Genomic DNA, 22,196 nt, shown 5'->3' on the forward strand with positions numbered 1-22,196 from the left:
CAGTCTAGCGGGCTTGCGGCGCGCGGGCCAGAGCGGCGCCCTGCGCGCCCGCCCAGCGCCAGAAGCGCGACATCAGCAGCCCGGCCGCCGCCGTCAGCCCGAGAAGCAGCCCCAGCCACAGGCCTTGCGGCCCCATGCCCAGCGGGAAAGCCAGCAGCCAGCCCGCGGGCAGGCCGATCAGCCAATAGCTGACCACCGCCAGCACCATCGGCACGCGGGTGTCCTGCACGCCCCGCAGCAGCCCCAGCGCGATGGCCTGCATCGCGTCCGCCAGCTGGAACAGCCCGGCGTAAAGCATCAGCGAGGCCGCCAGCGCGACGATCACCGGCGCCTTCGGATCGGCGGGGTTGAGGTAAAGCCCGGTCAGCGTCTCGGGGATGGCAAGGAAGGCCGCCATCGGGATCAGGGCGAAGCCTGCCGACAGCAGGATCGCCGCGATGGCGGCCAGCCGCATCCCTTGCGCGTCGCCGGTTCCATGCGCCGTCCCCACGCGGATCGTGGCGGCGTTGGAGATCCCCAGGTGGACCATGAAGGTCAGCCCCGCGATCTGCAGGGCAATGCCATGGGCGGCCAGCGGCTCGGCCCCGAACCAGCCCATCAGGACATTGGCGCCGGTGAACATCCCCGTTTCCGCCACCAGGGTCAGCCCGATCGGCAGCCCTAGCGCGAAGACTGACCGGAAGGCCGCCCAGTCAGGCCGCCAGAGCCGCTGGAACAGGCGGTACTGCCGCCCCTCGGGCGCCCAGGCGGCGCAGGCGGCAAGTGCCGCAAGCTGCAGCCAGTTCACCGCGAGGCTGGCGATGCCGGAGCCGCGCACGCCCAGCTCCGGCAGGCCCCAGTGGCCGAAGATCAGCAGCCAGTTGAACAGGGCGTTGACCGGCAGTCCGACCACGTTGATGACAAGCGCCAGGTTGGGCCGCCCCAGCGCCGCGAGATAGCTGTTCAGCACCATCCCCGCCAGCACGGCGGGCATCGCCGGGATCATCACCCGCAGCCATTCCTGCCCCAGCGCGGCGACCCGGGGTTCCTGCCCCAAGGCCGACAGGATCGGTCCCGACCACCACAGAAGCGGCACGATCAGCAGGGAGTGCAGGACCGACAGCCACAGCGCCATGCGCGTCGCCCGCCGCAGCTCGGCCGCGTCATCCCGCGCGCGGGCATTGGCGATCACCCCCATGACGCCCAGCGCATAGCCGGACCCGAGCATGGTCAGGATGAAGAAATACGAGGTCGCCAGCACCAGCGCCGCCAGCTCGTCGACGCCGTAGCGGCCGATCAGGATCGTGTCCGTCACCCCGATCAGCATCCGGCTGACATGGGTGCCGACCAGCGGCAGGCCGAGAAGGAATGTGGCGGTCAGGTGCGGGCGCAGGCTCATGCCCTGCCCGTTACTCTCAATCAGGCGGCGCGGGAAGGCCGCGCCTGACTGCTCGCCCGGACCGTGCCGGTCAGTCCAGCCTCGCGGGCAGCGCCATTCCCCGCAGCGCCTCGGCGGTGGGCAGGGGGCGCTTGCCCTCGCGCTGGACCTCGGTGATCTCGACCGCGCCCTCGCCGCAGGCGACGACCAGCCCGCCCAGCACCTCGCCCGGCGCGCCCTGCCCCTCGGCCAGCCGCGAGCGCAGCAGCTTCAGACGCTCGCCCCCGGCCATGCACCAGGCGCCGGGAAAGGGCGACAGCCCCCGGATCAGCCGGTCCACCTCGGCGGCGGGCCGGGTCCAGTCGATCCGCGCCTCGGCCTTGTCGATCTTGGCGGCATAGGTCACGCCCTCGGCCGCCTGCGGCACGGCGGGCAGCGGCAACCGGTCCAGCACCTTCAGGATGAGGTCGGCACCCATCCCCGCCAGCCTATCGTGCAGGTCGGCCGTGGTGTCCTCGTCTCCGATCAGGGTGCGCGCTTCGGCCAGCACCGGCCCGGTATCCAGCCCCGCCTCCATCTGCATGATGGCGACGCCGGTCTCGGCATCCCCCGCCATCACCGCCCGATGGATCGGCGCCGCCCCACGCCAGCGCGGCAGCAGCGAGGCGTGGATGTTGAGGCACCCGAGCCGCGGCGCATCCAGCACCGGCTGCGGGAGGATCAGCCCATAGGCCACCACCACCGCCACATCAGCGCCAAGGGCCGCGAACTCCGCCTGCTCCTCGGCCCCCTTCAGCCGCACGGGGGTCCGCACCGGAATGCCCATCGCCTCCGCCGCTGCCTGCACCGGCGAGGGCCGGGGTTTCTGCCCCCGTCCCGCAGCCCTCGGCGGCTGCGAATAGACGCAGACGACCTCGTGCCGTGCGGCAATCGCCTGAAGCGCAGGAACCGAGAATTCGGGTGTCCCCATGAACACGACGCGCATCACCCGCTCCCCTCTTTTCCTCTTCGTGAAAATATCCCGGAATTGTCGTATACGACGATGGGGCAGAGCCCCGGTCCGGCGCGTCTCACCTGCGCGCCAGCTTCGCCGCTTTGGCCACCAGCATCCGCCGCTTCAGGGGTGACAGGCGGTCCACGTAGACCCGCCCGTCCAGATGGTCGATCTGGTGCTGCACGCTCGTCGCCCACAGGCCCACGAAGTCCCGCTCCTCGACCTCGCCCGCCGCGTTGAGGAACCGCACCGTCACCGCCCGCGGCCGCTCGATCACTGCCGAGACGCCCGGCAGGTTGGGTGAGGCCTCCTCGTGCGACCGCATCTTCACCGAGGCGTGCAGCACCTCGGGGTTCGCCATCCGCACCGCCTGCCCCCGCTGGTCCGAGGCATCCACGACCGCCAGCCGCAGCATCACGCCAATCTGCGGCGCGGCCAGGCCCACGCCGGGCATCGCCTCCATCGTGTCGATCATGTCGTCCCAGATCGCGCGGATCTCGTCCGTGACCGCCTCGACGGCTGCTGCGGGCGTGTGCAGCCGCCGGTCGGCATAGGGGATGAAGGGCCGGACCGCCATTCAGGCCCGCGCCATCTCGCGCTTCATCTTGGTCATGCGGCGCGAAATCATCTGCCGCTTCATCGGCCCGATATGATCGATGAAGAGCTTCCCGTTCAGGTGGTCCAGCTCATGCTGCGCGCAGGTGGCCCAGAGCCCGTCGAAGTCGCGCTCGTGCACCTTGCCATCGAGGCCCGTCCAGCGCATCCGCACCTCGGCCGGGCGCGTGACCTCGGCATATTGCTCGGGGAAGGACAGGCAGCCCTCCTCATAGGTGTTCAGCGCCTCGGACGTGCCCACGATCTCGGGGTCCACCATGACCAGCGGCGCGCGGGGCGCGTCGGGGTCCTTGGTGCAGTCCATGACAAAGAGGCGTTGCAGCACGCCCACCTGCGGCGCGGCCAGGCCCACGCCCGGCGCGGCATACATGGTGGCCAGCATCTCGTCGGCCAGAGCCTCGATCTCGGGCGTGATCCGGCCCACGGGGTCGCAGAGCTTCTTCAGCCGGGGATCGGGGAACAAAAGGATGGGGCGCGTCATGGCCCTCGCACATAGGACAAGCCTTTCCGCCGCGCAACAAGCCGCTATGGTCGGGGCGCGTGACAGGAGACCTCCGATGAACAGACCCGACCGCTTCGCCGCCCCCGACTTCGACCACGCCATCGAGCGCCGGGGCACGATGTGCAACAAGTGGGACGACATGGCCGGGGTCTTCGGGCTGGACGCGCCCGACGCCCTGCCGATGTGGGTCGCCGACATGGACTTCGCCGCGCCCGCAGGCGTCCGCCGCGCGCTGGAGGCGACGGTCGCCCATGGCGTCTACGGCTATCCGGGCGTGAACGAACCCTATCTCGACGCGATCCGCTGGTGGATGCAGACCCGGCACGGGTGGCAGGTCGAGCGTGATCACATCCTCTCGGTCCACGGACTCGTCAACGGCACGGCGCTGGCGGTGGACGCCTTCACCGCGCCGGGCGACGCGGTGGCGCTGATGACGCCCGTCTACCACGCCTTCGCCCGCGTCATCAAAGCCGCAGGCCGCACCGTGACGGAACTGCCGCTGGCGGTCTGTGACGCCCAGTATGCGCTGGACTGGAACGGCTGGGAAAGCCGCCTGACGGGCCGAGAACGGATGCTGATCCTCTGCTCCCCCCACAACCCCGGCGGCCGGGTCTGGAGGGCCGAAGAATTGCGCGAGATCGCCGGTTTCTGCCGCGCCCGCGACCTGATCCTCGTCTCGGACGAGATCCATCACGACCTCGTCCTGCCCGGAGGTCCCCGCCACACTGTCACGGCACTGGCCGCGCCCGAGATCGCGGACCGGCTGGTGACGCTGACGGCCGCCACCAAGACCTTCAACATCGCGGGCGCGCACTTGGGCAACGCGATCATTGCCGATGATACCCTGCGCGACCGGTACAAGGCGCGGATGATGGCGCTGGGCATCTCGCCCGGCCTTTTCGGCCTGCCGATGGTGACGGCGGCCTATTCGCCCGAGGGCGCTGCCTGGGTGGATGCGCTGGTCGATTACATCGCCGGCAACGCCCGCATCTTCGACGAGGCCGTCAACGCCATCCCCGGCGCGCGGTCCATGCCCCTGCAGGCGACCTATCTCGCTTGGGTCGATTTCACCGGCACGGGGATGGAGCCGGCAGAAATCCACCGCCGCATCGAGCAGGGCGCCCAGATTGCGGCCAACCACGGCGAAAGCTTCGGCCTGGGCGGCGCGGGTCACATGCGCTTCAATCTCGCCACGCCCCGCGCGCGGGTGGCCGAGGCCGCGTCCCGTCTGCGCGAGGCCTTCGCCGACCTGCAATGAGGCCGCTGCGCATGGCCGCGCTGGGGGCGGTGGCGCTGGCCGGGTGGTTCGCCTGGACCGGCGGCATCCCCCTGCCGCTGCCGCTGCCGCTGCCACCCACCCTGCCCTTGCCGGTGCCGCCTCCGGCCACGAACATCCCGATCCCGCGGCCGCCGCGCCTGCCCGAGATCCGCATCCCCCAGCCTGCACCGGCAATCACAAGCCCGGTCGAGCGCATCCTGGTCGAGAAATCCGCCCGCCGGATGACCATCTTCCAGCGCGACGGCAACCCGCGCGTGATGTCCATCGCTCTGGGCTTCGCGCCGGAGGGCGACAAGGTGCAGCAGGGCGACGGCAAGACCCCCGAGGGCATCTTCACCGTGGACCGGCTGAACGACCGCAGCAGCTTCACCCTGTCGCTGGGCCTCGACTACCCGCGCCCCGAGGACCGCGCCCGAGCGAGCGCAGAAGGCGTCGATCCCGGGGGCGACATCATGATCCACGGCCAGCCCAACCAGGTCGATGAGGGTTTCAAGGTCAGAGGCGACTGGACCGCCGGCTGCATCGCCGTCACCAACCCCGAAATCCGCGAGCTTTTCGCCCATACGCCCATCGGCACCGAGGTCGAGATCAGGCCCTGAGCGCGCCTCGGCGTCTTTCTTCTTTGTCCAAATATCCCGGGGGAGCCCGCAGGGCGGGGGCAGAGCCCCCACTTCTCACGTCCCGCGCGGCTTGGCCCGCAGTGTCGGATCGGCGCTCGTGGGGTCCTCGGGCCAGGGATGGCGCGGATAGCGCCCGCGCATGTCCTTGCGCACATCGGCATAGCCCCCGGCCCAGAAACCCGGCAGGTCGGTCGTCAACGCGATGGGCTTGCCACCCGGCGACAGCATCTGGATGCGCAGGGGGCGGCTGCCCGCCGTGGGGTGGCGGGTGACGCCGAACAGCTCCTGCAGCCTGGCCTCGATGGTGGGCGTCTCGGCATCGTAGTCGATGGGAATGCGGCGGCCGAGCGGCGAGACAAAAGCTGCGGGCGCCGCCTCGTCCAGCCACCGCTGGCCGTCCCAGCCGATTAGCGCCTTCAACGGCTCGGTCAGGTCCAGCGACCGCAGGTCGGCGCTCGTGCGGGCCTTTCCCAGCCAAGGCAGCAGCCAGCCAGGATCTGCCAGCAGCGCCGCGTCGGACACATCCGGCATCCCTTCCACCAGCGCGATCCTCGCCCGCAGTCGCCGGGCAGCAGGCGACCAAGGCAGGCCGAGGTCGCGCAGGCCCTCCCACGCCGCAAGCGCCACCGCCTCGGGGTCGGGATCGTCCAGTGCCCGATCGGACAGAACCAGCGCCTCCAGCCGCTCCTGCCGCCGCGCAAGCACCCGGCCGTCGCGGCGGGACCACTCGACCACCTCAACCACCTCGATCCGTTCGGCGTAGAGCGCCCGCAGGTCCGCCTCGTCCAGCGCAGCCGCCATCCGCACCCGCGCCTCGCGCGCATCGCCGTCGAGGTCGGTCGCCACGATCAGCCGCTGCCCGCCCAAAGGATCACCTTCGGCCAGCACCGCGCCCTTGCCGCCGGACAGGACATAGCGCGGCGCATCCCCCTTGCGGCGCAGACCGATGCGGTCAGGGTAGGCCAGCGCCGCCATCTCACCCAGGCTCATCGGGGGCGCGTCGGGCGCGAGGCGGCGCAGGCGGCGTCCTTCCGCACGGATGCGTTCCACCGTGCCGCGGTCGGCGGGCCAGGGGTGGCGCTCGGCATAGGCGCGGGGATCGCGGATGGCCTGAAGCCGCAGCGACAGGTCGGCGGGCGCCCCCCGGATCGGGTCGCGCTCGGCCATCAGCGCGGCAAGGTCCGCCGCCTCGCGCCCGGCCCTCAGCAGCATGTGCCCGAGGCGCGGATGCAACGGCAGCGCGGCCAGCGCCCGGCCATGCGGGGTGATCCGGCCGTCCTTCAGCGCGCCCAAGGCTTCCAGAAGCGCCCGCGCCTCGGCCAGCGCGGCAGTGGGGGGTGGGGTCAGGAAGGCCAGCCCCTCCTCGGAACCCCAGGCCGCCAGTTCCAGGGCAAGCCCCGCCAGATCGGCGGTGGCGATCTCGGGCGGGGCGAAAGCGGGCAGGCTCCCCTCCTCGGCCCGCGCCCACATGCGATAGCAGATGCCCGGCGCGATCCGGCCCGCGCGGCCACGCCGCTGCTCGGCTTCGGCGCGGCTGACGCGCTCCGTCACCAGCCGCGTCATGCCGGAGCCGGGGTCGAACCGCGCCCGCCGCGCCCTCCCTGCGTCCACCACCACCCGCACGCCCGGGATCGTCAGCGAGGTTTCCGCGATCGAAGTCGCCAGCACGATCCGCCTTCGCTCACCGGGCGGGGCCAGGGCGGCACGCTGCGCCGACAGCTCCATCGCGCCGTAAAGCGGCATCACCTCGGCGGGACCGTCCAGCATCGCGGCCACGCGGCGGATCTCGCCCTCGCCCGGCAGGAAGGCCAGGATCGTGCCGCCGGTCTCGCGTGTCTCAGACTCGGCCTCAGCGATCAGCCGGGCGGCCTCGGGGACCAGCCTTGCGCCCGCAGGCAAGGGCCGTTCGAGCCAGCGCGTTTCCACCGGAAAGGCCCGGCCCCGCGAGCGCACCACGGGCGCGTCGTCCAGCAGCGCCGCGACCGGTTCCGCGTCCAGCGTGGCCGACATCACCAGCACCGCCAAATCGGGCCGCAGCGCCGCGCGGCTTTCCCACACCAGCGCGAGCCCGAGGTCGGCGTTCAGGCTGCGCTCGTGGAACTCGTCGAAGATCACGCAGCCGGTGCCGGGCAGGTCGGGGTCGGACTGGATCATGCGCGTCAGGATCCCTTCCGTCACGACCTCGATCCGCGCCCCCGGCACCGCCTCGCCCCGGATGCGGTAGCCGACGGTCGCGCCCAAGGGTTCGCCCAGCGTCGAGGCCATCCGCTCGGCCGCGGCCCGGGCGGCCAGGCGGCGCGGCTCCAGCATGACGATGCGGCCGGGGATCAGGTCGAGCAGCGCCAGCGGCACCCGCGTCGTCTTGCCCGCGCCGGGCGGGGCCACCAGCACCGCACGGCCCTGTTCGGCCAAGGCCGCCCGCAACTCGGGGATTGCATCGTCGATGGGAAGGGCGTCGGGGGATCGGGCGTCGGTCATCGCCCTTGTCGTGGCCGAAAACGCGCGCGGCTGCAAACCTGCCGTCCGCGCCGGAACCGGCGCGCGCGAATGTAGTTGAAGCTGACGCAGGAAGGGCCGGACACGGACCTGATTGCCTCCGGACCCGTTCCTTTGCCGAAAGCCATCATGCCCCCATCTCCCGAGAAGGCCCGGCCCGCCGGCCGCCTTGGAAATGCCGAAACCGCCGCGGCCCTCGCCGAGCAGCTACCGCAGGGCGACATCATCTTCGCCGCCGAATCGGAAACCGAGGCCATGGCCGTCGCCCGTGCGCTGGCCGTGGCTGCGCCGGGGGCACAGGTGATCCTTCTGCCCGAAAGCGACGCGCTGCCGGGGGACAGCTCGCCCGCCTCGCCCGCCAACATCGGCCTGCGGAACGCCGGGATCTCGCGCCTGCGCGGGCGCGAGGACGGACCCGTCGCCCTGGTCACCACGGCCGACGCGCTGGCACTGGCCTGGCCCGCGCCGTCCGAGGTCCCGGCCGAGCTGCTGTCGGTGACGGTGGGCACCGAGATCAACCTGCCTGCCCTGCGCGATTCCATCGTGGCGCTGGGCTATGCCGAGGACGACCGGGTGGACGAGCCGGGCGAGGTCGCCCTGCGCGGGCAGGTGCTGGACGTCTTCCCCGCACAGTCCGAGGACCCCGTGCGGATCGAGGTGGCGGAGGGCCGGATCGCCTGGATCAGCCTTTACGACATCCTCGACCAGCGCACGCTCTCCGAGGTCCAGTCCTGCACCATCGCCGCCGTGACCGAGCCTGCGCTGGGCGAGACGCGCTGCGCCCTGCCCGACCACCTGCCCGGCGCGCGGCTGGTTCTGTCCCCCGCCGCCGACAAGCGTCGCCGCAATGTCCTGAAGCTGGCCGCCGAGATCGGCAGCGCCGCTGCGATCCGGCGCGTGCTGCCGGAAGAGGCTTGGGCGGCCTCGATCAAGGACCGCGAGACCCTGGAGCTGGCGCGCGCCGGCGACCCGCCGCCGCGCTTCGTCGAAAGCCGCGCGCCCGAACGCGCCTTCACCCGCACTGCCCGTGCCGTGCTGGAGGCAGGCGAGCGGCTGGTCCTTCTGGGCAGCGAGCGCGACCTGCGCTTCCTGTCCCGCCGCGCGGCACGTCTGCTGGAACGCACGATCCGCGCCGCCGGCTCTTGGGAGGAGGTCGCGGGGGCCGAGCCCGGCAGCCTCCTGTCCCTGCCCATGCCGGCCGAGCGGGGCTTCCGGCGCGACTGCGTTCTGGCCGTTGCCGCCGCCGACCTGCTGGGCAGCCGCGCCCTGCGCGAGGATGCCGTGGCCTCGGGCCAGACGCTTCTGGACCAGGTGGGCATCCGTATCGGCGACGTGGTGGTCCACGAGGACCACGGCATCGGCGTCGTGGCGGGCATCGAGCCCTTGCCCGACCTGGGCGAGGGCGACCCGGGCGAGGCGATCCGCCTGACCTATGCGGCGGACGGCGTGCGGCTGGTCCCCGTCCTGCAGGCGCACCGCATCTGGCGCTATGGGGCCGAGCCCGAGGCGGTCACGCTCGACCGCCTGGACGGCTCGAGTTGGCGCAAGCGCAAGGACGAGGTCGAGGCGGCGGTTGCGGAAACCGCCCAAGCCCTTTCGGAACTGGCCGAGGCGCGCAGGGGGCAGGAGGCCCCGGTGCTGGAGGGCGATCCTGCGGATTACGAACGCTTCGCCGCGGGCTTCGCCTTCACCGAAACGCCCGACCAGGCCCGCGCCATCGAGGCGGTGCGCGACGACCTTGCCTCGGGGAAGCCGATGGACCGGCTGGTGATCGGCGACGTGGGCTACGGCAAGACCGAGGTCGCCCTGCGCGCGGCCGCCATCGCCGTGCTGGAGGGCCGTCAGGTGGCGGTCGCCGCCCCCACGACGGTTCTGGCGCGCCAGCATGTCGAAACTTTCCAGCGCCGCTTCGCCGCCTTGGGCAAGACGGTCGGCGCACTGCACCGCCTGTCCACTGCCGCCGAGAAGAAGGCGGTAAAGGAAGGACTGGCTGACGGCTCGATCGACGTCGTGATCGGCACGGGCGCGGTCGCGGGCAAGGGGGTCAGCTACAAGGACCTCGGCCTTGTCATCATCGACGAGGAGCAGCGCTTCGGCACCGCCGACAAGGGGAAGCTGCGCGAGCTGTCCGCAGGCCATGTCCTGACGCTGACCGCGACCCCCATCCCGCGCACCCTGCAATCGGCGCTGGTAGGCCTGCAGCAGCTGTCGGTCATCGCCACGCCCCCCGCGCGCCGCCAGCCCATCCGCACCTCGGTCGCGCCCTTCGACGCAGGCACCCTGCGCGCGGCCCTGCTGCGCGAGCGCGCCCGGCGCGGGCAGAGCTTCGTCGTCGTCCCCCGGATCGAGGACATGGAGCCGATGGCCGAGCAGTTGCGCGAGCTTCTGCCCGGCTTCGAGATCCTGCAGGCCCATGGCAAGCTGCCCGCCGCCGAGATCGACGAGTCCATGATCCGATTCGCCCGCGGCGAGGGCGACGTGCTGCTGGCCACCAACATCATCGAGGCGGGGCTGGACGTGCCGCAGGCCAACACCATGGTCGTCTGCAAGGCCGACCGCTTCGGCCTGTCGCAGCTGCACCAGTTGCGGGGCCGCGTAGGCCGGGGCAACCAGCGCGCCCACATGCTGATGTTCACGGAAGCCGGAAAAACGATCCCCGAGCTGACGCTGAAGCGTCTGCAGACGCTGGAGACGCTGAACCGCCTGGGCGCGGGCTTCGAGATCAGCGCCCGCGACCTCGACCTGCGCGGGGCGGGCGACCTGCTGGGCGAGGAGCAGGCCGGCCACATGAAGCTGATCGGGATCGAGCTTTACCAGCGGCTGCTGGCCGACGCCCTGTCGGCGCGGGGCGGCGCAGGCGAGCGCTGGATCCCCGACCTTCAGCTTGGCCTGCAGGGGAAGCTGCCCGAAAGCTGGATCGCCGACCCGGACACGCGGCTGGAAATCTACATGCGTCTGGCCCGCATGGATTCCTCGGAAGCCGTCGACCTGCTGGAAGCGGAACTCGAAGACCGCTTCGGCGAGATCCCGGCCGAGGCGCGGGTGCTGCTGCAGATCGTCCGCCTGCGCGAGGCCGCCCATGCGGCGGGCATCGCCCGCGTGGTCGCCGGTCCCGCGGGCATCGTCCTTTACCCGCGCGAGGGGGCTACACCCGACGCCGAGGCGCTGGGGCTCGATGGCAAGGAGGACTGCCTCGTCCTGCGCGAGGCGATCGAGGACCCGCGCGAACGGCTCGAACGCACCGCCGGGCTGCTGGCGGCCGTGGCGGAGCGCGCCGAGGAGATGGAGCCCGCCCGGGCCGCCTGACGCAGGGGCCGCGGCGTCAAGCCTGCGCCGGACACTGAACCCGACGGCCCCGCTGGCCGTTGGGGCCGGGACCGCCTATGTGACAGGCCGTTCATTCATGCCGTTGATTTCACGGGGGACCGCATGGCCTTGTCCGACACCACTGGCAGTCTGATGCGCGGGCTTGGGCTGGCCGATCCGGTCATCCGCCTGGGCGTCACGGGTCTCAGCCGGGCGGGCAAGACGGTGTTCATCACCTCGCTGGTGGCGAACCTGCTGGACAGGGGGCGGATGCCGGGCCTGCGGGCGGCGGCCGACGGCACCATCCGCGCGGCCTGGCTGCAGCCCCAGCCCGACGACACCGTGCCCCGCTTCGAGTTCGAACGTCACCTTGCCGCCCTGACCGGCCCCGACCCCCACTGGCCCGAGGGCACCCGCCATGTCAGCGAGCTGCGCCTGTCCTTGCGGGTCCAGCCGCGCGGGCTTCTGTCGGGACTGAGGGGCGTGCAGAACATCCACCTCGACATCGTGGACTACCCCGGCGAGTGGCTTCTGGACCTGCGCCTGATGGACCGCAGCTTTGCGCAATGGTCCGCCGAGACGCTGGAGCGGATGGAGGGCCGCCCCGGCGCGGAGGCCTATCTTTCGGGCCTCGGCGGCATCGACGCGCAGGCGCGCTTTGCCGAGCCTCTGGCCCAGCGCATGACGGCCTCCTACACGGCGCATCTGGCGGCAGCGCGGGACGCGGGCTTTTCGGACACCACGCCGGGACGGTTCCTGCTGCCGGGGGAGATGGAGGGCTCGCCCGCGCTGACCTTCTCTCCGCTGCCCGAGACAATGGCGGGCTCACCCCTGTACAAGGAATTCCGGCGCCGCTTCGACGCCTACAAGTCGCGCGTGGTCCGGCCCTTCTTCCGCGACCACTTCGCCCGCATCGACCGGCAGGTGGTGCTGGTGGATGTCCTCGGCGCCATCCATGCCGGTCCCCGCGCGGTCGAGGACATGCGCCGCGCCATGGCCGACATCCTGTCGGCCTTCCGCCCCGGCCGGGTGGGCTGGCTTTCCCAGCTTCTGGGCACGCGGCGGGTGGAACGCATCCTGTTCGCCGCGACCAAGGCCGACCACTTGCACCATCTGCAGCACGCGCGGCTGACGAACATCCTGACCGCCATGCTGCGCGAGGCCCGCGACCGCGCCGACTTCCAGGGCGCGCGCACCGAGGCGCTGGCCCTTGCCGCCCTGCGCACCACGACCGAGGAGATCATCCGGCAGGAGGGGCTGGATCTGCCCGCCGTGCGCGGCACGCTGATGGACGGACGGCAGGCGGCCTTCTACCCCGGCGAGCTGCCCGACAACCCCGCCGACCTGCTGCGCCCGGCAGCGGAAGGCGCGACCCGCTGGCTCGATGCAGATTATGCCGTGATGAACTTCGCCCCTGCCCCGAACACCCTTCGCCCCGGCGACGGCCCGCCCCATATCCGGTTGGACCGCGCCGCCGAGTTCCTGATCGGGGACCGGTTGTGAGGAGCCGAGGGAAAATGCAAATGGAAAACCTTTCCATGCAAGACGATCAGATATCGGTCCTGCTCAACGAGGGTCGTGATGGCTGACACTCCTCCGCCCCGCCGCGGGCCGGTGCTGATCGAATACGGACCCGCTGCGCCCGAAAGCGCGGCAGAACCCGAGGCAGCTCGCACGGCTTCCGGGCCCGAGGATGCCACGTCGCGGCCGCAGGAGACCCGCCCGGACCCGCAGGACCGCGTGGTGCCTGGTCCGGTCCCGCCCCGCGTCGAACGGACCGACACGCCCCCTCCGCGCCGGGACGCCCGCGCGCCGCGCCTGCTGGATGCGCCCCCCGGTCCCTCGCCCGCCGACGCGCCGCCCATCGACGATGGGCTGGCCTCTCCCCTGCCCCGCCCGCGCACGATGGAGATGGTGACGCGGATCGTGGGGCGCGGCCCCTCGAAGGTGACGCGGTTCTTCCTGAACAGCCTCGCGGCTCTGCTGACCTTTCTGCTGTCCATGGCGGCGCTGCGATTCTTCGACAGCCTCATGGCGCGCTCGCCGGTGCTGGGCTGGATCGGGATCGGGCTGTTTGCGGCCTTCACGCTGGCCACCCTGGCGCTGGCGGTGCGCGAATACGCCGCCTGGGCGCGGCTGGGGCGCATCGACGCAATCCACCGCGAATCGGGGCTTGCCCTGTCCTCGGGCGACCTGAAGCGCGCGAACGCGGCGGTGGACCGGCTCGACGCGCTTTACGCCCGCCGCCCCGAGATGGCGCGCGCGCGCCAGAACCTCGCCCAGCGCCGGGGCGACAGCTTCGATGCCCGCGTGGTCCTGGCGGTGGCCGAGGCCGAGTTGCTCGCCCCCCTCGACCAGCAGGCGCGGCGCGAGATCGAGGGCGCGGCCCGCACCGTCGCCGCCGCGACCGCCCTGATCCCGCTGGCGCTGGCCGACGTGCTGACGGCGCTGGCCGCGAACCTGCGGATGATCCGCCGCATGGCCGAGATCTACGGCGGCCGCGCGGGTGCGGTGGGCGGCTGGCGGCTGGCCCGCACCGTCATCACCCACCTGATCGCCACGGGCGCGGTCGCGGCGGGCGACGACCTGATCCACACCGTCGCGGGCGGCGGCATCCTCGCCAAGGTCAGCCGCCGCTTCGGCGAGGGAGTCGTGAACGGCGCGCTGACTGCCCGGGTCGGCATCGCCGCAATGGAGGTCTGCCGCCCCCTGCCCTTCATCCAGGCGCCGCGTCCCAAGGTCGGCAACCTGCTGACGCGGGGCCTCAAGGGTCTGTTCGGCAACGACTGACGCCCGATCGGGCGCCGGTCCGCCGTCAGCGGATGAAAGCTCCGTGCATCGCGCCTGCCGCCCCTTTCGCCCGCGCGCCCGAGACACTAGCCTGCGGGGCATGAGATGGAACCTGCCCAACCTGCTGACGCTTCTGCGCCTGGTCGCCGCCCCCGGGGTGCCGCTGATGTTTCTGTTCATCAGCCGTCCCTTCGCCGATTTCGCGGCGCTGGCGCTGTTCGTTCTGGCAGCGGTGACAGACTGGATCGACGGCCATCTGGCACGCAGCTGGCAGCAGGAAAGCCGTTTCGGCGCGGCGATGGATCCGATCGCGGACAAGGCGATGGTGGTGATCGCGCTGGTCGTGATCACCGGCTATTCCGGCATGAACCCCTGGCTGATCCTGCCCGCGACCGTGATCCTGTTCCGCGAGGTCTTCGTGGCGGGCCTGCGCGAGTTCCTGGGCTCGGATGCCGGGCGGCTGAAGGTCACCAAGCTTGCCAAGTGGAAGACCACCGCCCAGATGATCGCCATTGCCGTCATGTTCCTGGGCACGGGCATCGACTATTACGAAAAGGGCCTGCCGCCGCTGGTGGGCGAAGGCCGCGTCTGGCGCGGCGACTGGTCGGACCTCGCCACGCATCTGGGGCTGGTCCTGATGTGGATCGCGGCGATCCTGACCGCGATCACCGGCTGGGATTATTTCCAGAAGGCCCGGCCCTGGCTGAGGGATGTGCGATGACGCTGGATATCCTTTACTTCGCCTGGCTGCGCGAGCGCATCGGCGCCCCCCGCGAGCGCGTGGAAACCTCGGCCGCGACCGTGCGTGAGCTGGTGGCGGAACTGGTCGCCCGCACCGACCGCCACGCGGCGGCGCTGTCGGACCTGGGCGCGGTGCGCGTGGCCGTGGACCAGGCACTCACGGATCTGGACGCGCCCTTGGGCAATGCCCGCGAGGTCGCCTTCTTTCCGCCGATGACGGGCGGCTGATGCGTGTCCTTGTCCAGCCGGAGCCCTTCGACGCCGCCGCCCTGACGCAGGGCTTCGGCGCGGGCGCGGGCGCGGTCGTGACCTTCACCGGCCTCGTGCGCGGAGACGACGGCCTGACGGCGCTGGAGATCGAGCATTACCCCGGCATGACCGAGCGCGCCCTGTCCGAACACGCGCAGGCGGCCGCCGAGCGCTTCGGCCTGTCCGACGTGCTCGTTGTCCACCGTCATGGCCGCATCGCGGTCGGCGAGCCGATCATGATAGTCGCCACCGCCGCCCGCCACCGCCGCGCGGCCTTTGATGCCGCCGATTTCCTGATGGACTGGCTGAAATCCCGCGCGCCCTTCTGGAAGCGCGAGATCGGCGCGCAAGGCCCGCGCGGCTGGGTCGCCGCGAAGGACGAGGACGAGGCGGCACTGAACCGCTGGTAGGTCAGGATCCCGGCAGGATCAGCCCGCCCATCTGCACCGCCGTATAGCGGAAGCCGAGGCCCGCGGTCAGCACCGGGTCGCCCTTGACCAGCCGCAGCGCGTCGGCCTCGCTGTCGGCCCAGACAAGGGCCAGGCCCCAGACCCCCTCGGGGTCCAGCACGGGGCCGACCGCAATCGCGTAGCCCTCGTCGGCCATCGCCTGCCACCAGGCCGCATGGTGCGTCATCGCCTGCTCTTCGGCGGCGGTCGCGCCATCGGGAAAGTCGGGGCGGGGAGGGTGAAGGCGTAGAAGGATGGCGGGCATGGCAACCTCGTGCCTTTCTGGCGCGAGACTGCGCCCCCGGACGCCCCTTGGCAAGCGGCCCTGCGCGCGGTCCCTGCCGCGCGGCCTTCGTTGCAATCCGCCGCCTTGCCCCGCATATAGGCGGCGATCAGCGAAAGGCGCCCGCCCATGACCTATCTCGAGTTCGAAAAGCCGCTGTCCGACCTGGAAGGCAAGGCCGAGGAGCTGCGCGCGCTCGCCCGCCGGGGCGAGGGCGTTGATCTCGAGAAAGAGGCCGCGGCGCTGGACCGCAAGGCGCAGGACATGCTGCGCGACCTTTACCGCAACCTCGATCCGTGGCGGAAGGCGCTGGTCGCGCGCCACCCCGACCGGCCGCACTGCAAGGACTATGTCGAGACGCTGTTCACCGAATGGACGCCGCTCGCGGGCGACCGCGCCTTCGGCGACGACCACGCGGTCATGGGAGGCCTTGCCCGCTTCCGCGACCAGGCGGTGGTGGTGATCGGGCACGAGAAGGGCAACGACACCCGCTCGCGCATCCACCGCAACTTCGGCATGGCCCGCCCCGAAGGCTATCGCAAGGCGATCCGGTTGATGGACATGGCCGACCGCTTCCGCCTGCCGGTGGTGACCCTGGTGGACACGCCCGGCGCCTATCCCGGCAAGGGCGCCGAGGAGCGTGGCCAGTCTGAAGCCATCGCGCGATCGACCGAGAAATGCCTGCAGATCGGCGTGCCCCTTGTCTCGGTCATCATCGGCGAGGGCGGGTCGGGCGGCGCGGTGGCCTTCGCCACGGCCGACCGCGTGGCGATGCTGGAACATTCGATCTATTCGGTGATCTCGCCCGAGGGCTGCGCCTCGATCCTGTGGAAGGACGCCGACAAGATGCGCGAGGCGGCCGAGGCGCTGAAGCTGACCGCGCAGGACCTGAAAAAGCTGGGCGTGATCGACGCGATCATCCCCGAGCCCACCGGTGGCGCCCAGCGCGAACGCGACGAGACGATCCGCTCGGTCGGCGACGAGATCGCGCGTCTTCTGGGCGAGTTGCAGGGCCGCAAGCCCGCCGACCTGATCCGCGCCCGGCGGCAGAAGTTCCTCGACATGGGCGCGCGCGGCCTGGCGGCCTGAGCGGCAGGCACCTTGAAGCAGAGCGCCAGGCCTCCTCAGGAGTACTGGTGCCTTCCTGCGCGATGCACTCCTGAACTTCGGCCCAGCTGGCGCGCAGCGCGCCGGGTCTCGGCGTCCGTCTGGCGAGGTCGGGACTCCGGCCTTTCCGCTCCATCTAAATCCGAGGAACTTTGCCTTCCTGACGGCTTGGTGCTGATGAAAATAGACTCGTCCATCAATGGCAAACGCATCAATCCGCCTTCGTGGCCCCCTGGCAAAGGTCGGCAGAAACCTGCAGCTTGACCTTGGCTGAAGCGCTGATGGCTCCTCGCAACGAGCGCTGCCCCGAGGGGCTCGCCTCATGCCTGTTGTTCGAAGCCTGCAGCCGCGATCAGCGACACCGGTCATCGGCATAGACTTGGCAGGCCGTGTGACGCGCCGCCGCTCCCCTTGTCCATTCCCGGCGTCAGCACTGTCGCGGACCGTTGGGGCGTAGCCATGCGTTTTCGGGATGCTGCGGGACCTGCTTGATCCCGACATGGCCAAGGTCAGGCCAAGCGCATGATCTCACCTGCATGATAAGCTTCCCGAGGTCGCATTTACCTTGGACCGCGTCACGGCGGGCATTGCCGCATTAGTACCACCTTAGGTCTATCAGAGCTCGAAGCCTGCGCTCATCCACCACCCTGGTAGCCCCGCACCAAGGCCGCAGCGATCAGTCCCCAGCCATCGACCGCCACGAAGAAGGCCAGCTTGAAGGGCAGCGCGACCACGGTGGGCGGCACCATCATCATCCCCATCGACATCAGGATCGCGGAAACCACCAGGTCGATGATCAGGAAGGGCAGCGAGACAAGAAAGCCGATGGCGAAGGCGCGCTCGATCTCGGTCAGCATGAAGGCGGGCACCAATAGCGACAAGGGGGCTGTCTCGGGATCCGGCATGTCACCCTGAGCCGTTTCTGGTGCGAAAGGGCCGGGCTGCGACACCTCGGGGCGCGGCGCCACCTCGGCCAGGGCGGCCATCGTGTCAAGGTCGGTACGCTCGGCCATGAAGCGGCGGAAGGGCTCGATTCCGCGATCGAAGGCCGTGTCCAGTGCGATCTCGCCCCGCGTCAGCGGCGCGCCCGCGACCTCCCAGGCATCCCGCAGCACCGGGTCCATCACGTACCAGCTGAGGAACAGGGCAAGGCTGACGATCAGCATGTTCGGCGGCGACTGCTGCAGCCCGATCGCCTGCCGCATGATCGACAGCACCGTCACGACAAAGGGAAAGCAGGTCACCATGACCGCGAGCCCGGGCGCGAGCGACAGCAGCGTCAGCCCCACCACGAGGATCACGGCATTCTGGCTGACCCCGCCCGCAGCCTGGGTGGCAAGACCCGAAAGATCCTGCGCTGCCGTGCTGTCCGGCAACGCTGCAAGGACAGCCAGCGCAACCCAACCAAGCGGGCAGCATATCCCACAGGCCCTGCTCTGCCTTGACGCTGCCGAACCCATTTCGGTCGTCGCCCGGCCAGGGCCGCTTGGCGCGATCATTGCAGGAATTGGCGCCCCCCTGCCGCGCCCGTCGCCGCCACCGCCCTTCGCAGTCATGCGGCGGCCGGGCCGAGGATGCGCACGGCCAGGCGGCCCTCGCCATGTTCGACAAGCTCGCCGCGGGCCACGACTTTGTCGCCGATGCAGATTTCGACCCCGTCCGCGGCATCCTGGTCCAGCGGCAGCACGTCCTCGGCCTGAAGGCGCGCGAGGTCCGCCACTGACATCCGCGTGCGGCCGATGCGGATCGCGATCTCGACCTGGATCTGCTCGGTCGGGATCAGGCCCTGTTCCAGGTCCATGTCATTCCACCTCTATCATCTCGAGGACAAGGCCGCGCAACTGCTCGGTTACGCGCGCAACCTCCCAGGTCGCGGTGCCGCCCAGCATCTCGGCCTCGATGCACCCCTCGGGTCCCGAGGGATCGATCCCGATCGCCTCGATGCCGGTCATGGCGAGGCAGGCGGCCGTGAAAGGCGCCATGTCCGGCCCGCATCGGATCTTCACGGTCAGCGGCGCGACCGAGGCCGCAACCTGCCGCAACTCGGCCAGAAGCGCCGCTTCCAGCCGCGCCCGCGCCACGACCGGCATGATCCCGTCCAGAAGCGCCCCGACCAAAGGCGCAAGTGCCTGGACCTGCCCCTCTCCTGCAGCAAGGCGGGCGGCGCCTTCGGCCTCGAGTCGCTCGGACAGTCCGCTCAGGGCGGCGCAAAGCTGGTCGAGCTGCAGGGCCTCCGCCTCTCGCCGACCCTGTGAAAGACCTTCGGCAAAGGCGGCCTCCAGGTCGGACTGGGCGAAGACAGGCGGCGGTGACGCCTTCTCGGCACCAGTGTCGAAGCGTTCCAGCTGAAGCAGCGCGCCCATCAGGCTTCCTCCTTCTGGCCGATCCAGCCCGACAGGATGCGCATGCTTTCCTCCTGACGCTCGCGCATCAGCTCGCGCAGGCGGGCCACGGGATCGGCCAGCGCGGCGGGCGGCGTCACCTCGAACTCGGGCGCCGCAGCCGACAGGCTCGGCAGTTCCGCCCCGGAGGCAGCCCCGGGCGGCGCAAGGGCAGGCGCAAGGATCTCGCCCGCGCCTGCGCCCGAGTTGTCCAGCAGCGCGGGCTCGGCGCTGCCCGAGCGTGCGCGCAGGATGGGACGCATCACGACCATCGCCACGGTCAGCGCGAAGAACCCGATCAGCGCCAGCCGGGCCAGGTCGTTCAGCGGCAACTGCGCCAGCAGCCCGCCGGGTTCGGCCGAGCTGCCCTCGGTGCCAAGCGCCGAGAAGGGCAGCGACTTGACGGTGATGACATCGCCCCGCGCCTCGTCGAAGCCCACGGCCGAGGCGACAAGCTCGCGCAGCGCCTCCAGTTCCGGCTCGCTGCGGGGCACCAGGGTTTCGGTGCCGTCGGGGGCCTTTTCGGCCGTGCCGTTCACCAGCACCGCCACCGTCAGCCGCCGCGTGGCACCGGGCTGGCGCAGGACCTCGCGCGTCAGTCGGCTCACCTCATAATTCTGCCGCTGCCGCGTTTCCGAACTGGATGTCCGGCTCTGCTCGCCCTGTGCGCCCGTCCCCTCGGGCAGGTTCGACGAGGCCGTGACCGCCGCCTGCTCGCCGTTGGTGGACTGGTCGGTGGTTTCCTCGTTTTCCTGCGAGACCAGCGCGCGGCCGTTCGGGTCGAAGGTCTGCTCGGACAGCTGCTCGGTTTCGGTCACCAGGTCGAGGTTCAGTTCCACGATTGCATTGCCGGGGCCGACATGGGGCTCGAGGATGCGCTCGACGTTGCGCTTCATCTCGGCCGCGCGGTCGGCGGCGACGGTTTCCTCGCCGGTTGAGACGATGCCGCGGGCGCTGTCGATCACCTTGACCCGCTCGGGATCGAGCCCGGGCACCGCCGAGGAGACCAGGAACTGCAGCGACTGCGCCTGCCGGGCGTCCAGCGTGCCCCCGCTCATCGTGACCGTGACCGAGGCCGCCCCGCCCGCGTCACGCCGATAGCCCCGCGTGGAAGGAGGCGCGACATGCACGCGCGCCGCCTTGACACCCGGAACCGTCAGGATGGTGCGGGCAAGCTCGCCTTCCTTCGCCCGCCAATAGGCCGCGTCGAACATCTGCGAGGTCGTGCCGAAGCCCGACATCCCGTCCAAGATCTCGTAGCCCGCGCCGCCCTGTGAGGGCAGACCCATGCCCGCCAGCGTCATCCGCAGCCGGTCTCGTTCTGCCTCGGCGACCCAGATAGCGTCGCCACGGATTTCCGAAGGGATGCCGGTCTTGTCGAGCTCGGCCATCACCTCGCCGGCCCGGGCCGAATCGAGGCCGGAATAGAGCAGCGCCATGGGCGTGCGGCTGGCCAGCCAGGCAAAGCCCGCAACGGCCACGAAGGTCAGCAGGAACGCCGCCCCGATCAGCCGCTTCTGGCTGGCACTGCGGTCGTTCCAGTACTCGGCAAGCTTCTGCATTCCGCCCTCTCGAATCGTTCTCGAATCGACAGGAACGGTGATGGCACGGGGCCGATTAAGAATTGGTTAGCCCCCTGCTGCTACTCCGGTCCCATCAGGACGGAGAATCAGATGACGGACATCAGCGAACCGCTTGACGCATCGCCCCCCCGGCCATTGCTGAAACGGCTGCGTCCGGTGCTGCTGCCGGTCCTGGCGCTGGCAACGGGGGCAGGCACAACGGCCACGGGGCTCTGGTCGCCGATGGCAATGCTGCGCCCTACCGAACCCGCCCCGGCCGAGGTGCAGGCGCCCCCTGCCGCGACCTTCCTCGACGTGCCGCGCATCGTGCTGACACTGCCGGGCGAGCGGACGCAGACGCTGGCGCTGGCCGTCACGCTCGAGGTCGCGCCCGAGGCGCTTGCTCAGGCGCGGCTGCTGATGCCGCGCATCACCGACAGCTACAACGGCTTCCTGTCGCAGATCGACGCAGCCGCCTTCAGCCGCCGCGGCATCCTGGAAATCCTGCGCGGCGAGCTTGCGACCCGCACCCGCTTCGTCCTGGGCGACTCGGCTCTTCGCGACCTTCTCATCACCGAGTTCCGTATCCAATGACCCTTTCCCTCATCCTGCAAGTCGCGCTGGTGGTCGCGGGACTGGCCGTGGCCGGCTTCTGCCATGTCCTCGCGCGGCGCCTGCGCAAGCTGAACGACCTGGAAACCGGCTTGGGGGGCGCGATTGCCGTCATGGCGGCCGAGATCGCGCGGCTGGAGGCGGCGTTGGCTGCCGCTCAGGCGGGCGCCACGACCGCCAGCGACGGCCTTGCGCGCGAGATCGAGAAGGCCAAGTCCGAACGCGCCTATTGGGCGCTGCAGCAGCAGTTCCTGCCCCAGGCGGCGCCCGCCCGTCCGCTGCGCCGCCGGCGGGTCAAGGAGGCCGGCCATGCCTGACCGCATCTTCTGGATGGGCAGCGCCATCGCCCTTGTCGCGGGACTGGCCATCGCGCAGGGGGACCGGCTCGCGCGCTCGCTGACAGCCGAGGCCGCTCCGGCCGAGCTGCTCGACGGCTGCACCGACATTCCCGAGGCCGTGGCCCTGGCCGAAACGCTGCGGCTGCGGGGCATCGCCGTGGACCGCGCGCTGGCCGATCTCGAGCGCCGCAAGGGCGAGATCGCCGCCGCCGAAGCGCAGATCACAGCGCGGCTCCTGTCCCTGAAAAAGGCCAAAGCTGCGCTGGGAGAAACCCGCGCGGGCCAGGACGCGGGCCGCAGCGAGGGGATCGAGCGGCTGATCGCCGTCTATGACGCGATGAAGCCTGCCGAGGCCGCGACGATCATCGCGGCCCTGCCGCCCGATTTCGCGGCCGAGATCCTGACGCGCGTCCAGCCCGACGCGGGCGCGCGCATCATCGCCCAGATCGACCCGGGCCAGGCCGCGGTCCTGACCGCTCACATGGGCGCGCGCCGCCTGACCGGAGACTGAGCCC

At 70.9% G+C, this 22,196-nt stretch carries 22 protein-coding genes; 12 read left to right on the top strand and 10 right to left on the bottom strand.

Annotation, left to right across the window (positions count from 1 at the left end; translation table 11 throughout):
- Positions 1-4: 4 nt before the first annotated feature.
- The 4 genes from BLQ03_RS00850 to def (BLQ03_RS00865) form a co-directional block, all read right to left on the bottom strand.
- A complete protein-coding gene (locus tag BLQ03_RS00850) occupies positions 5-1,378 on the bottom strand; it encodes an MATE family efflux transporter (RefSeq protein ID WP_090751672.1) in 1,374 nt (457 codons plus the stop codon).
- A gap of 70 nt (positions 1,379-1,448) precedes the next feature.
- The gene (gene fmt / locus BLQ03_RS00855; protein WP_090751674.1) at positions 1,449-2,342 is read right to left on the bottom strand and encodes a methionyl-tRNA formyltransferase; all 894 of its coding nucleotides are present in this window, start codon (positions 2,340-2,342) and stop codon (positions 1,449-1,451) included.
- Between the two features lie 85 nt (positions 2,343-2,427).
- Positions 2,428-2,928 (bottom strand): peptide deformylase, encoded by a 501-nt coding sequence (gene def / locus BLQ03_RS00860; protein WP_090751676.1) that lies wholly within the window; start codon positions 2,926-2,928, stop codon positions 2,428-2,430.
- Positions 2,929-3,447: a peptide deformylase gene (gene def / locus BLQ03_RS00865; RefSeq protein WP_090751678.1), complete on the bottom strand. Its 519-nt coding sequence runs from the start codon at positions 3,445-3,447 to the stop codon at positions 2,929-2,931.
- 76 nt (positions 3,448-3,523) lie between these two features.
- Between def (BLQ03_RS00865) and BLQ03_RS00870 the strand changes: the two genes are divergently transcribed.
- Positions 3,524-4,726 carry a MalY/PatB family protein gene (locus BLQ03_RS00870; RefSeq protein ID WP_090751680.1) on the top strand — a complete coding sequence of 401 codons (1,203 nt, stop codon included), beginning with the start codon at positions 3,524-3,526 and terminating at the stop codon, positions 4,724-4,726.
- 11 nt (positions 4,727-4,737) lie between these two features.
- Positions 4,738-5,346 carry a L,D-transpeptidase family protein gene (locus BLQ03_RS00875; RefSeq protein ID WP_090751682.1) on the top strand — a complete coding sequence of 203 codons (609 nt, stop codon included), beginning with the start codon at positions 4,738-4,740 and terminating at the stop codon, positions 5,344-5,346.
- 75 nt (positions 5,347-5,421) lie between these two features.
- On the opposite strand, the gene hrpB is transcribed toward BLQ03_RS00875, so the two are convergent.
- Complete coding sequence (gene hrpB / locus BLQ03_RS00880) at positions 5,422-7,845, bottom strand: ATP-dependent helicase HrpB (RefSeq protein WP_090751684.1); 2,424 nt, start codon at positions 7,843-7,845, stop codon at positions 5,422-5,424.
- Positions 7,846-7,992: 147 nt separating this feature from the next.
- On the opposite strand from hrpB, the gene BLQ03_RS00885 reads away from it, so the two are divergent.
- The 6 genes from BLQ03_RS00885 (at position 7,993) to BLQ03_RS00910 (ending at position 15,359) form a co-directional block, all read left to right on the top strand.
- A complete protein-coding gene (locus BLQ03_RS00885; RefSeq protein WP_090752101.1) occupies positions 7,993-11,169 on the top strand; it encodes a helicase-related protein in 3,177 nt (1,058 codons plus the stop codon).
- Between the two features lie 123 nt (positions 11,170-11,292).
- Positions 11,293-12,672 (top strand): YcjX family GTP-binding protein, encoded by a 1,380-nt coding sequence (locus BLQ03_RS00890; RefSeq protein WP_090751686.1) that lies wholly within the window; start codon positions 11,293-11,295, stop codon positions 12,670-12,672.
- A 78-nt stretch (positions 12,673-12,750) separates the two neighbouring features.
- Positions 12,751-13,959 carry a YcjF family protein gene (locus BLQ03_RS00895; RefSeq protein ID WP_090752103.1) on the top strand — a complete coding sequence of 403 codons (1,209 nt, stop codon included), beginning with the start codon at positions 12,751-12,753 and terminating at the stop codon, positions 13,957-13,959.
- Between the two features lie 100 nt (positions 13,960-14,059).
- A complete protein-coding gene (gene pgsA / locus BLQ03_RS00900; RefSeq protein WP_090751688.1) occupies positions 14,060-14,680 on the top strand; it encodes a CDP-diacylglycerol--glycerol-3-phosphate 3-phosphatidyltransferase in 621 nt (206 codons plus the stop codon).
- Between the two features lie 2 nt (positions 14,681-14,682).
- A complete protein-coding gene (gene moaD / locus BLQ03_RS00905) occupies positions 14,683-14,928 on the top strand; it encodes a molybdopterin converting factor subunit 1 (RefSeq protein ID WP_175558740.1) in 246 nt (81 codons plus the stop codon).
- Positions 14,928-15,359 carry a molybdenum cofactor biosynthesis protein MoaE gene (locus tag BLQ03_RS00910; protein ID WP_090751692.1) on the top strand — a complete coding sequence of 144 codons (432 nt, stop codon included), beginning with the start codon at positions 14,928-14,930 and terminating at the stop codon, positions 15,357-15,359. The genes moaD and BLQ03_RS00910 overlap by 1 nt, the downstream gene beginning before the upstream one ends.
- A gap of 1 nt (position 15,360) precedes the next feature.
- Here BLQ03_RS00910 and BLQ03_RS00915 read toward each other — a convergent pair whose 3' ends face one another.
- Positions 15,361-15,663, bottom strand: coding sequence for a YciI family protein (locus BLQ03_RS00915; protein WP_090751694.1), 303 nt, complete (start codon positions 15,661-15,663; stop codon positions 15,361-15,363).
- 147 nt (positions 15,664-15,810) lie between these two features.
- On the opposite strand from BLQ03_RS00915, the gene BLQ03_RS00920 reads away from it, so the two are divergent.
- Complete coding sequence (locus BLQ03_RS00920; RefSeq protein WP_090751696.1) at positions 15,811-16,770, top strand: acetyl-CoA carboxylase carboxyltransferase subunit alpha; 960 nt, start codon at positions 15,811-15,813, stop codon at positions 16,768-16,770.
- 653 nt (positions 16,771-17,423) lie between these two features.
- Here the strand turns inward: BLQ03_RS00920 and BLQ03_RS00925 are convergent.
- From BLQ03_RS00925 to fliF, 4 genes are all read right to left on the bottom strand, one after another.
- The gene (locus tag BLQ03_RS00925) at positions 17,424-18,248 is read right to left on the bottom strand and encodes a flagellar type III secretion system pore protein FliP (protein ID WP_090752106.1); all 825 of its coding nucleotides are present in this window, start codon (positions 18,246-18,248) and stop codon (positions 17,424-17,426) included.
- Between the two features lie 92 nt (positions 18,249-18,340).
- A complete protein-coding gene (locus tag BLQ03_RS00930) occupies positions 18,341-18,589 on the bottom strand; it encodes a FliM/FliN family flagellar motor C-terminal domain-containing protein (protein ID WP_090751698.1) in 249 nt (82 codons plus the stop codon).
- 1 nt (position 18,590) lies between these two features.
- Complete coding sequence (locus BLQ03_RS00935; protein ID WP_090751701.1) at positions 18,591-19,151, bottom strand: hypothetical protein; 561 nt, start codon at positions 19,149-19,151, stop codon at positions 18,591-18,593.
- A complete protein-coding gene (gene fliF / locus BLQ03_RS00940) occupies positions 19,151-20,731 on the bottom strand; it encodes a flagellar basal-body MS-ring/collar protein FliF (protein WP_090751703.1) in 1,581 nt (526 codons plus the stop codon). Before fliF ends, BLQ03_RS00935 begins: the two co-directional genes overlap by 1 nt.
- A 111-nt stretch (positions 20,732-20,842) precedes the next feature.
- Between fliF and BLQ03_RS00945 the strand changes: the two genes are divergently transcribed.
- The 3 genes from BLQ03_RS00945 to BLQ03_RS00955 are packed head-to-tail and all read left to right on the top strand — an operon-like array spanning position 20,843 to position 22,192.
- Positions 20,843-21,325, top strand: a complete 483-nt coding sequence (locus BLQ03_RS00945) for a flagellar basal body-associated FliL family protein (protein WP_090751705.1) — start codon at positions 20,843-20,845, stop codon at positions 21,323-21,325.
- On the top strand, positions 21,322-21,660 hold the full coding sequence (locus BLQ03_RS00950; RefSeq protein WP_090751707.1) for a hypothetical protein: 339 nt from the start codon (positions 21,322-21,324) through the stop codon (positions 21,658-21,660). The genes BLQ03_RS00945 and BLQ03_RS00950 overlap by 4 nt, the downstream gene beginning before the upstream one ends.
- Positions 21,653-22,192 carry a MotE family protein gene (locus BLQ03_RS00955; protein WP_090751709.1) on the top strand — a complete coding sequence of 180 codons (540 nt, stop codon included), beginning with the start codon at positions 21,653-21,655 and terminating at the stop codon, positions 22,190-22,192. Before BLQ03_RS00950 ends, BLQ03_RS00955 begins: the two co-directional genes overlap by 8 nt.
- Positions 22,193-22,196: the final 4 nt, after the last annotated feature.

This window comes from Paracoccus chinensis, from assembly GCF_900102885.1.
In the GTDB taxonomy this organism is placed as follows: domain Bacteria; phylum Pseudomonadota; class Alphaproteobacteria; order Rhodobacterales; family Rhodobacteraceae; genus Paracoccus; species Paracoccus chinensis.

Excerpts from the sequence above, each read along its gene's own strand:
- BLQ03_RS00850 (WP_090751672.1), bottom strand. The coding sequence starts at position 1,378 with ATGAGCCTGCGCCCGCACCTGACCGCCACATTCCTTCTCGGCCTGCCG.
- fmt (WP_090751674.1), bottom strand. The coding sequence starts at position 2,342 with ATGCGCGTCGTGTTCATGGGGACACCCGAATTCTCGGTTCCTGCGCTT.
- def (WP_090751676.1), bottom strand. The coding sequence starts at position 2,928 with ATGGCGGTCCGGCCCTTCATCCCCTATGCCGACCGGCGGCTGCACACG.
- def (WP_090751678.1), bottom strand. The coding sequence starts at position 3,447 with ATGACGCGCCCCATCCTTTTGTTCCCCGATCCCCGGCTGAAGAAGCTC.
- BLQ03_RS00870 (WP_090751680.1), top strand. The coding sequence starts at position 3,524 with ATGAACAGACCCGACCGCTTCGCCGCCCCCGACTTCGACCACGCCATC.
- BLQ03_RS00875 (WP_090751682.1), top strand. The coding sequence starts at position 4,738 with ATGGCCGCGCTGGGGGCGGTGGCGCTGGCCGGGTGGTTCGCCTGGACC.
- hrpB (WP_090751684.1), bottom strand. The coding sequence starts at position 7,845 with ATGACCGACGCCCGATCCCCCGACGCCCTTCCCATCGACGATGCAATC.
- BLQ03_RS00885 (WP_090752101.1), top strand. The coding sequence starts at position 7,993 with ATGCCCCCATCTCCCGAGAAGGCCCGGCCCGCCGGCCGCCTTGGAAAT.
- BLQ03_RS00890 (WP_090751686.1), top strand. The coding sequence starts at position 11,293 with ATGGCCTTGTCCGACACCACTGGCAGTCTGATGCGCGGGCTTGGGCTG.
- BLQ03_RS00895 (WP_090752103.1), top strand. The coding sequence starts at position 12,751 with ATGGCTGACACTCCTCCGCCCCGCCGCGGGCCGGTGCTGATCGAATAC.
- pgsA (WP_090751688.1), top strand. The coding sequence starts at position 14,060 with ATGAGATGGAACCTGCCCAACCTGCTGACGCTTCTGCGCCTGGTCGCC.
- BLQ03_RS00910 (WP_090751692.1), top strand. The coding sequence starts at position 14,928 with ATGCGTGTCCTTGTCCAGCCGGAGCCCTTCGACGCCGCCGCCCTGACG.
- BLQ03_RS00915 (WP_090751694.1), bottom strand. The coding sequence starts at position 15,663 with ATGCCCGCCATCCTTCTACGCCTTCACCCTCCCCGCCCCGACTTTCCC.
- BLQ03_RS00920 (WP_090751696.1), top strand. The coding sequence starts at position 15,811 with ATGACCTATCTCGAGTTCGAAAAGCCGCTGTCCGACCTGGAAGGCAAG.
- BLQ03_RS00925 (WP_090752106.1), bottom strand. The coding sequence starts at position 18,248 with ATGGGTTCGGCAGCGTCAAGGCAGAGCAGGGCCTGTGGGATATGCTGC.
- BLQ03_RS00930 (WP_090751698.1), bottom strand. The coding sequence starts at position 18,589 with ATGGACCTGGAACAGGGCCTGATCCCGACCGAGCAGATCCAGGTCGAG.
- BLQ03_RS00935 (WP_090751701.1), bottom strand. The coding sequence starts at position 19,151 with ATGGGCGCGCTGCTTCAGCTGGAACGCTTCGACACTGGTGCCGAGAAG.
- fliF (WP_090751703.1), bottom strand. The coding sequence starts at position 20,731 with ATGCAGAAGCTTGCCGAGTACTGGAACGACCGCAGTGCCAGCCAGAAG.
- BLQ03_RS00945 (WP_090751705.1), top strand. The coding sequence starts at position 20,843 with ATGACGGACATCAGCGAACCGCTTGACGCATCGCCCCCCCGGCCATTG.
- BLQ03_RS00950 (WP_090751707.1), top strand. The coding sequence starts at position 21,322 with ATGACCCTTTCCCTCATCCTGCAAGTCGCGCTGGTGGTCGCGGGACTG.
- BLQ03_RS00955 (WP_090751709.1), top strand. The coding sequence starts at position 21,653 with ATGCCTGACCGCATCTTCTGGATGGGCAGCGCCATCGCCCTTGTCGCG.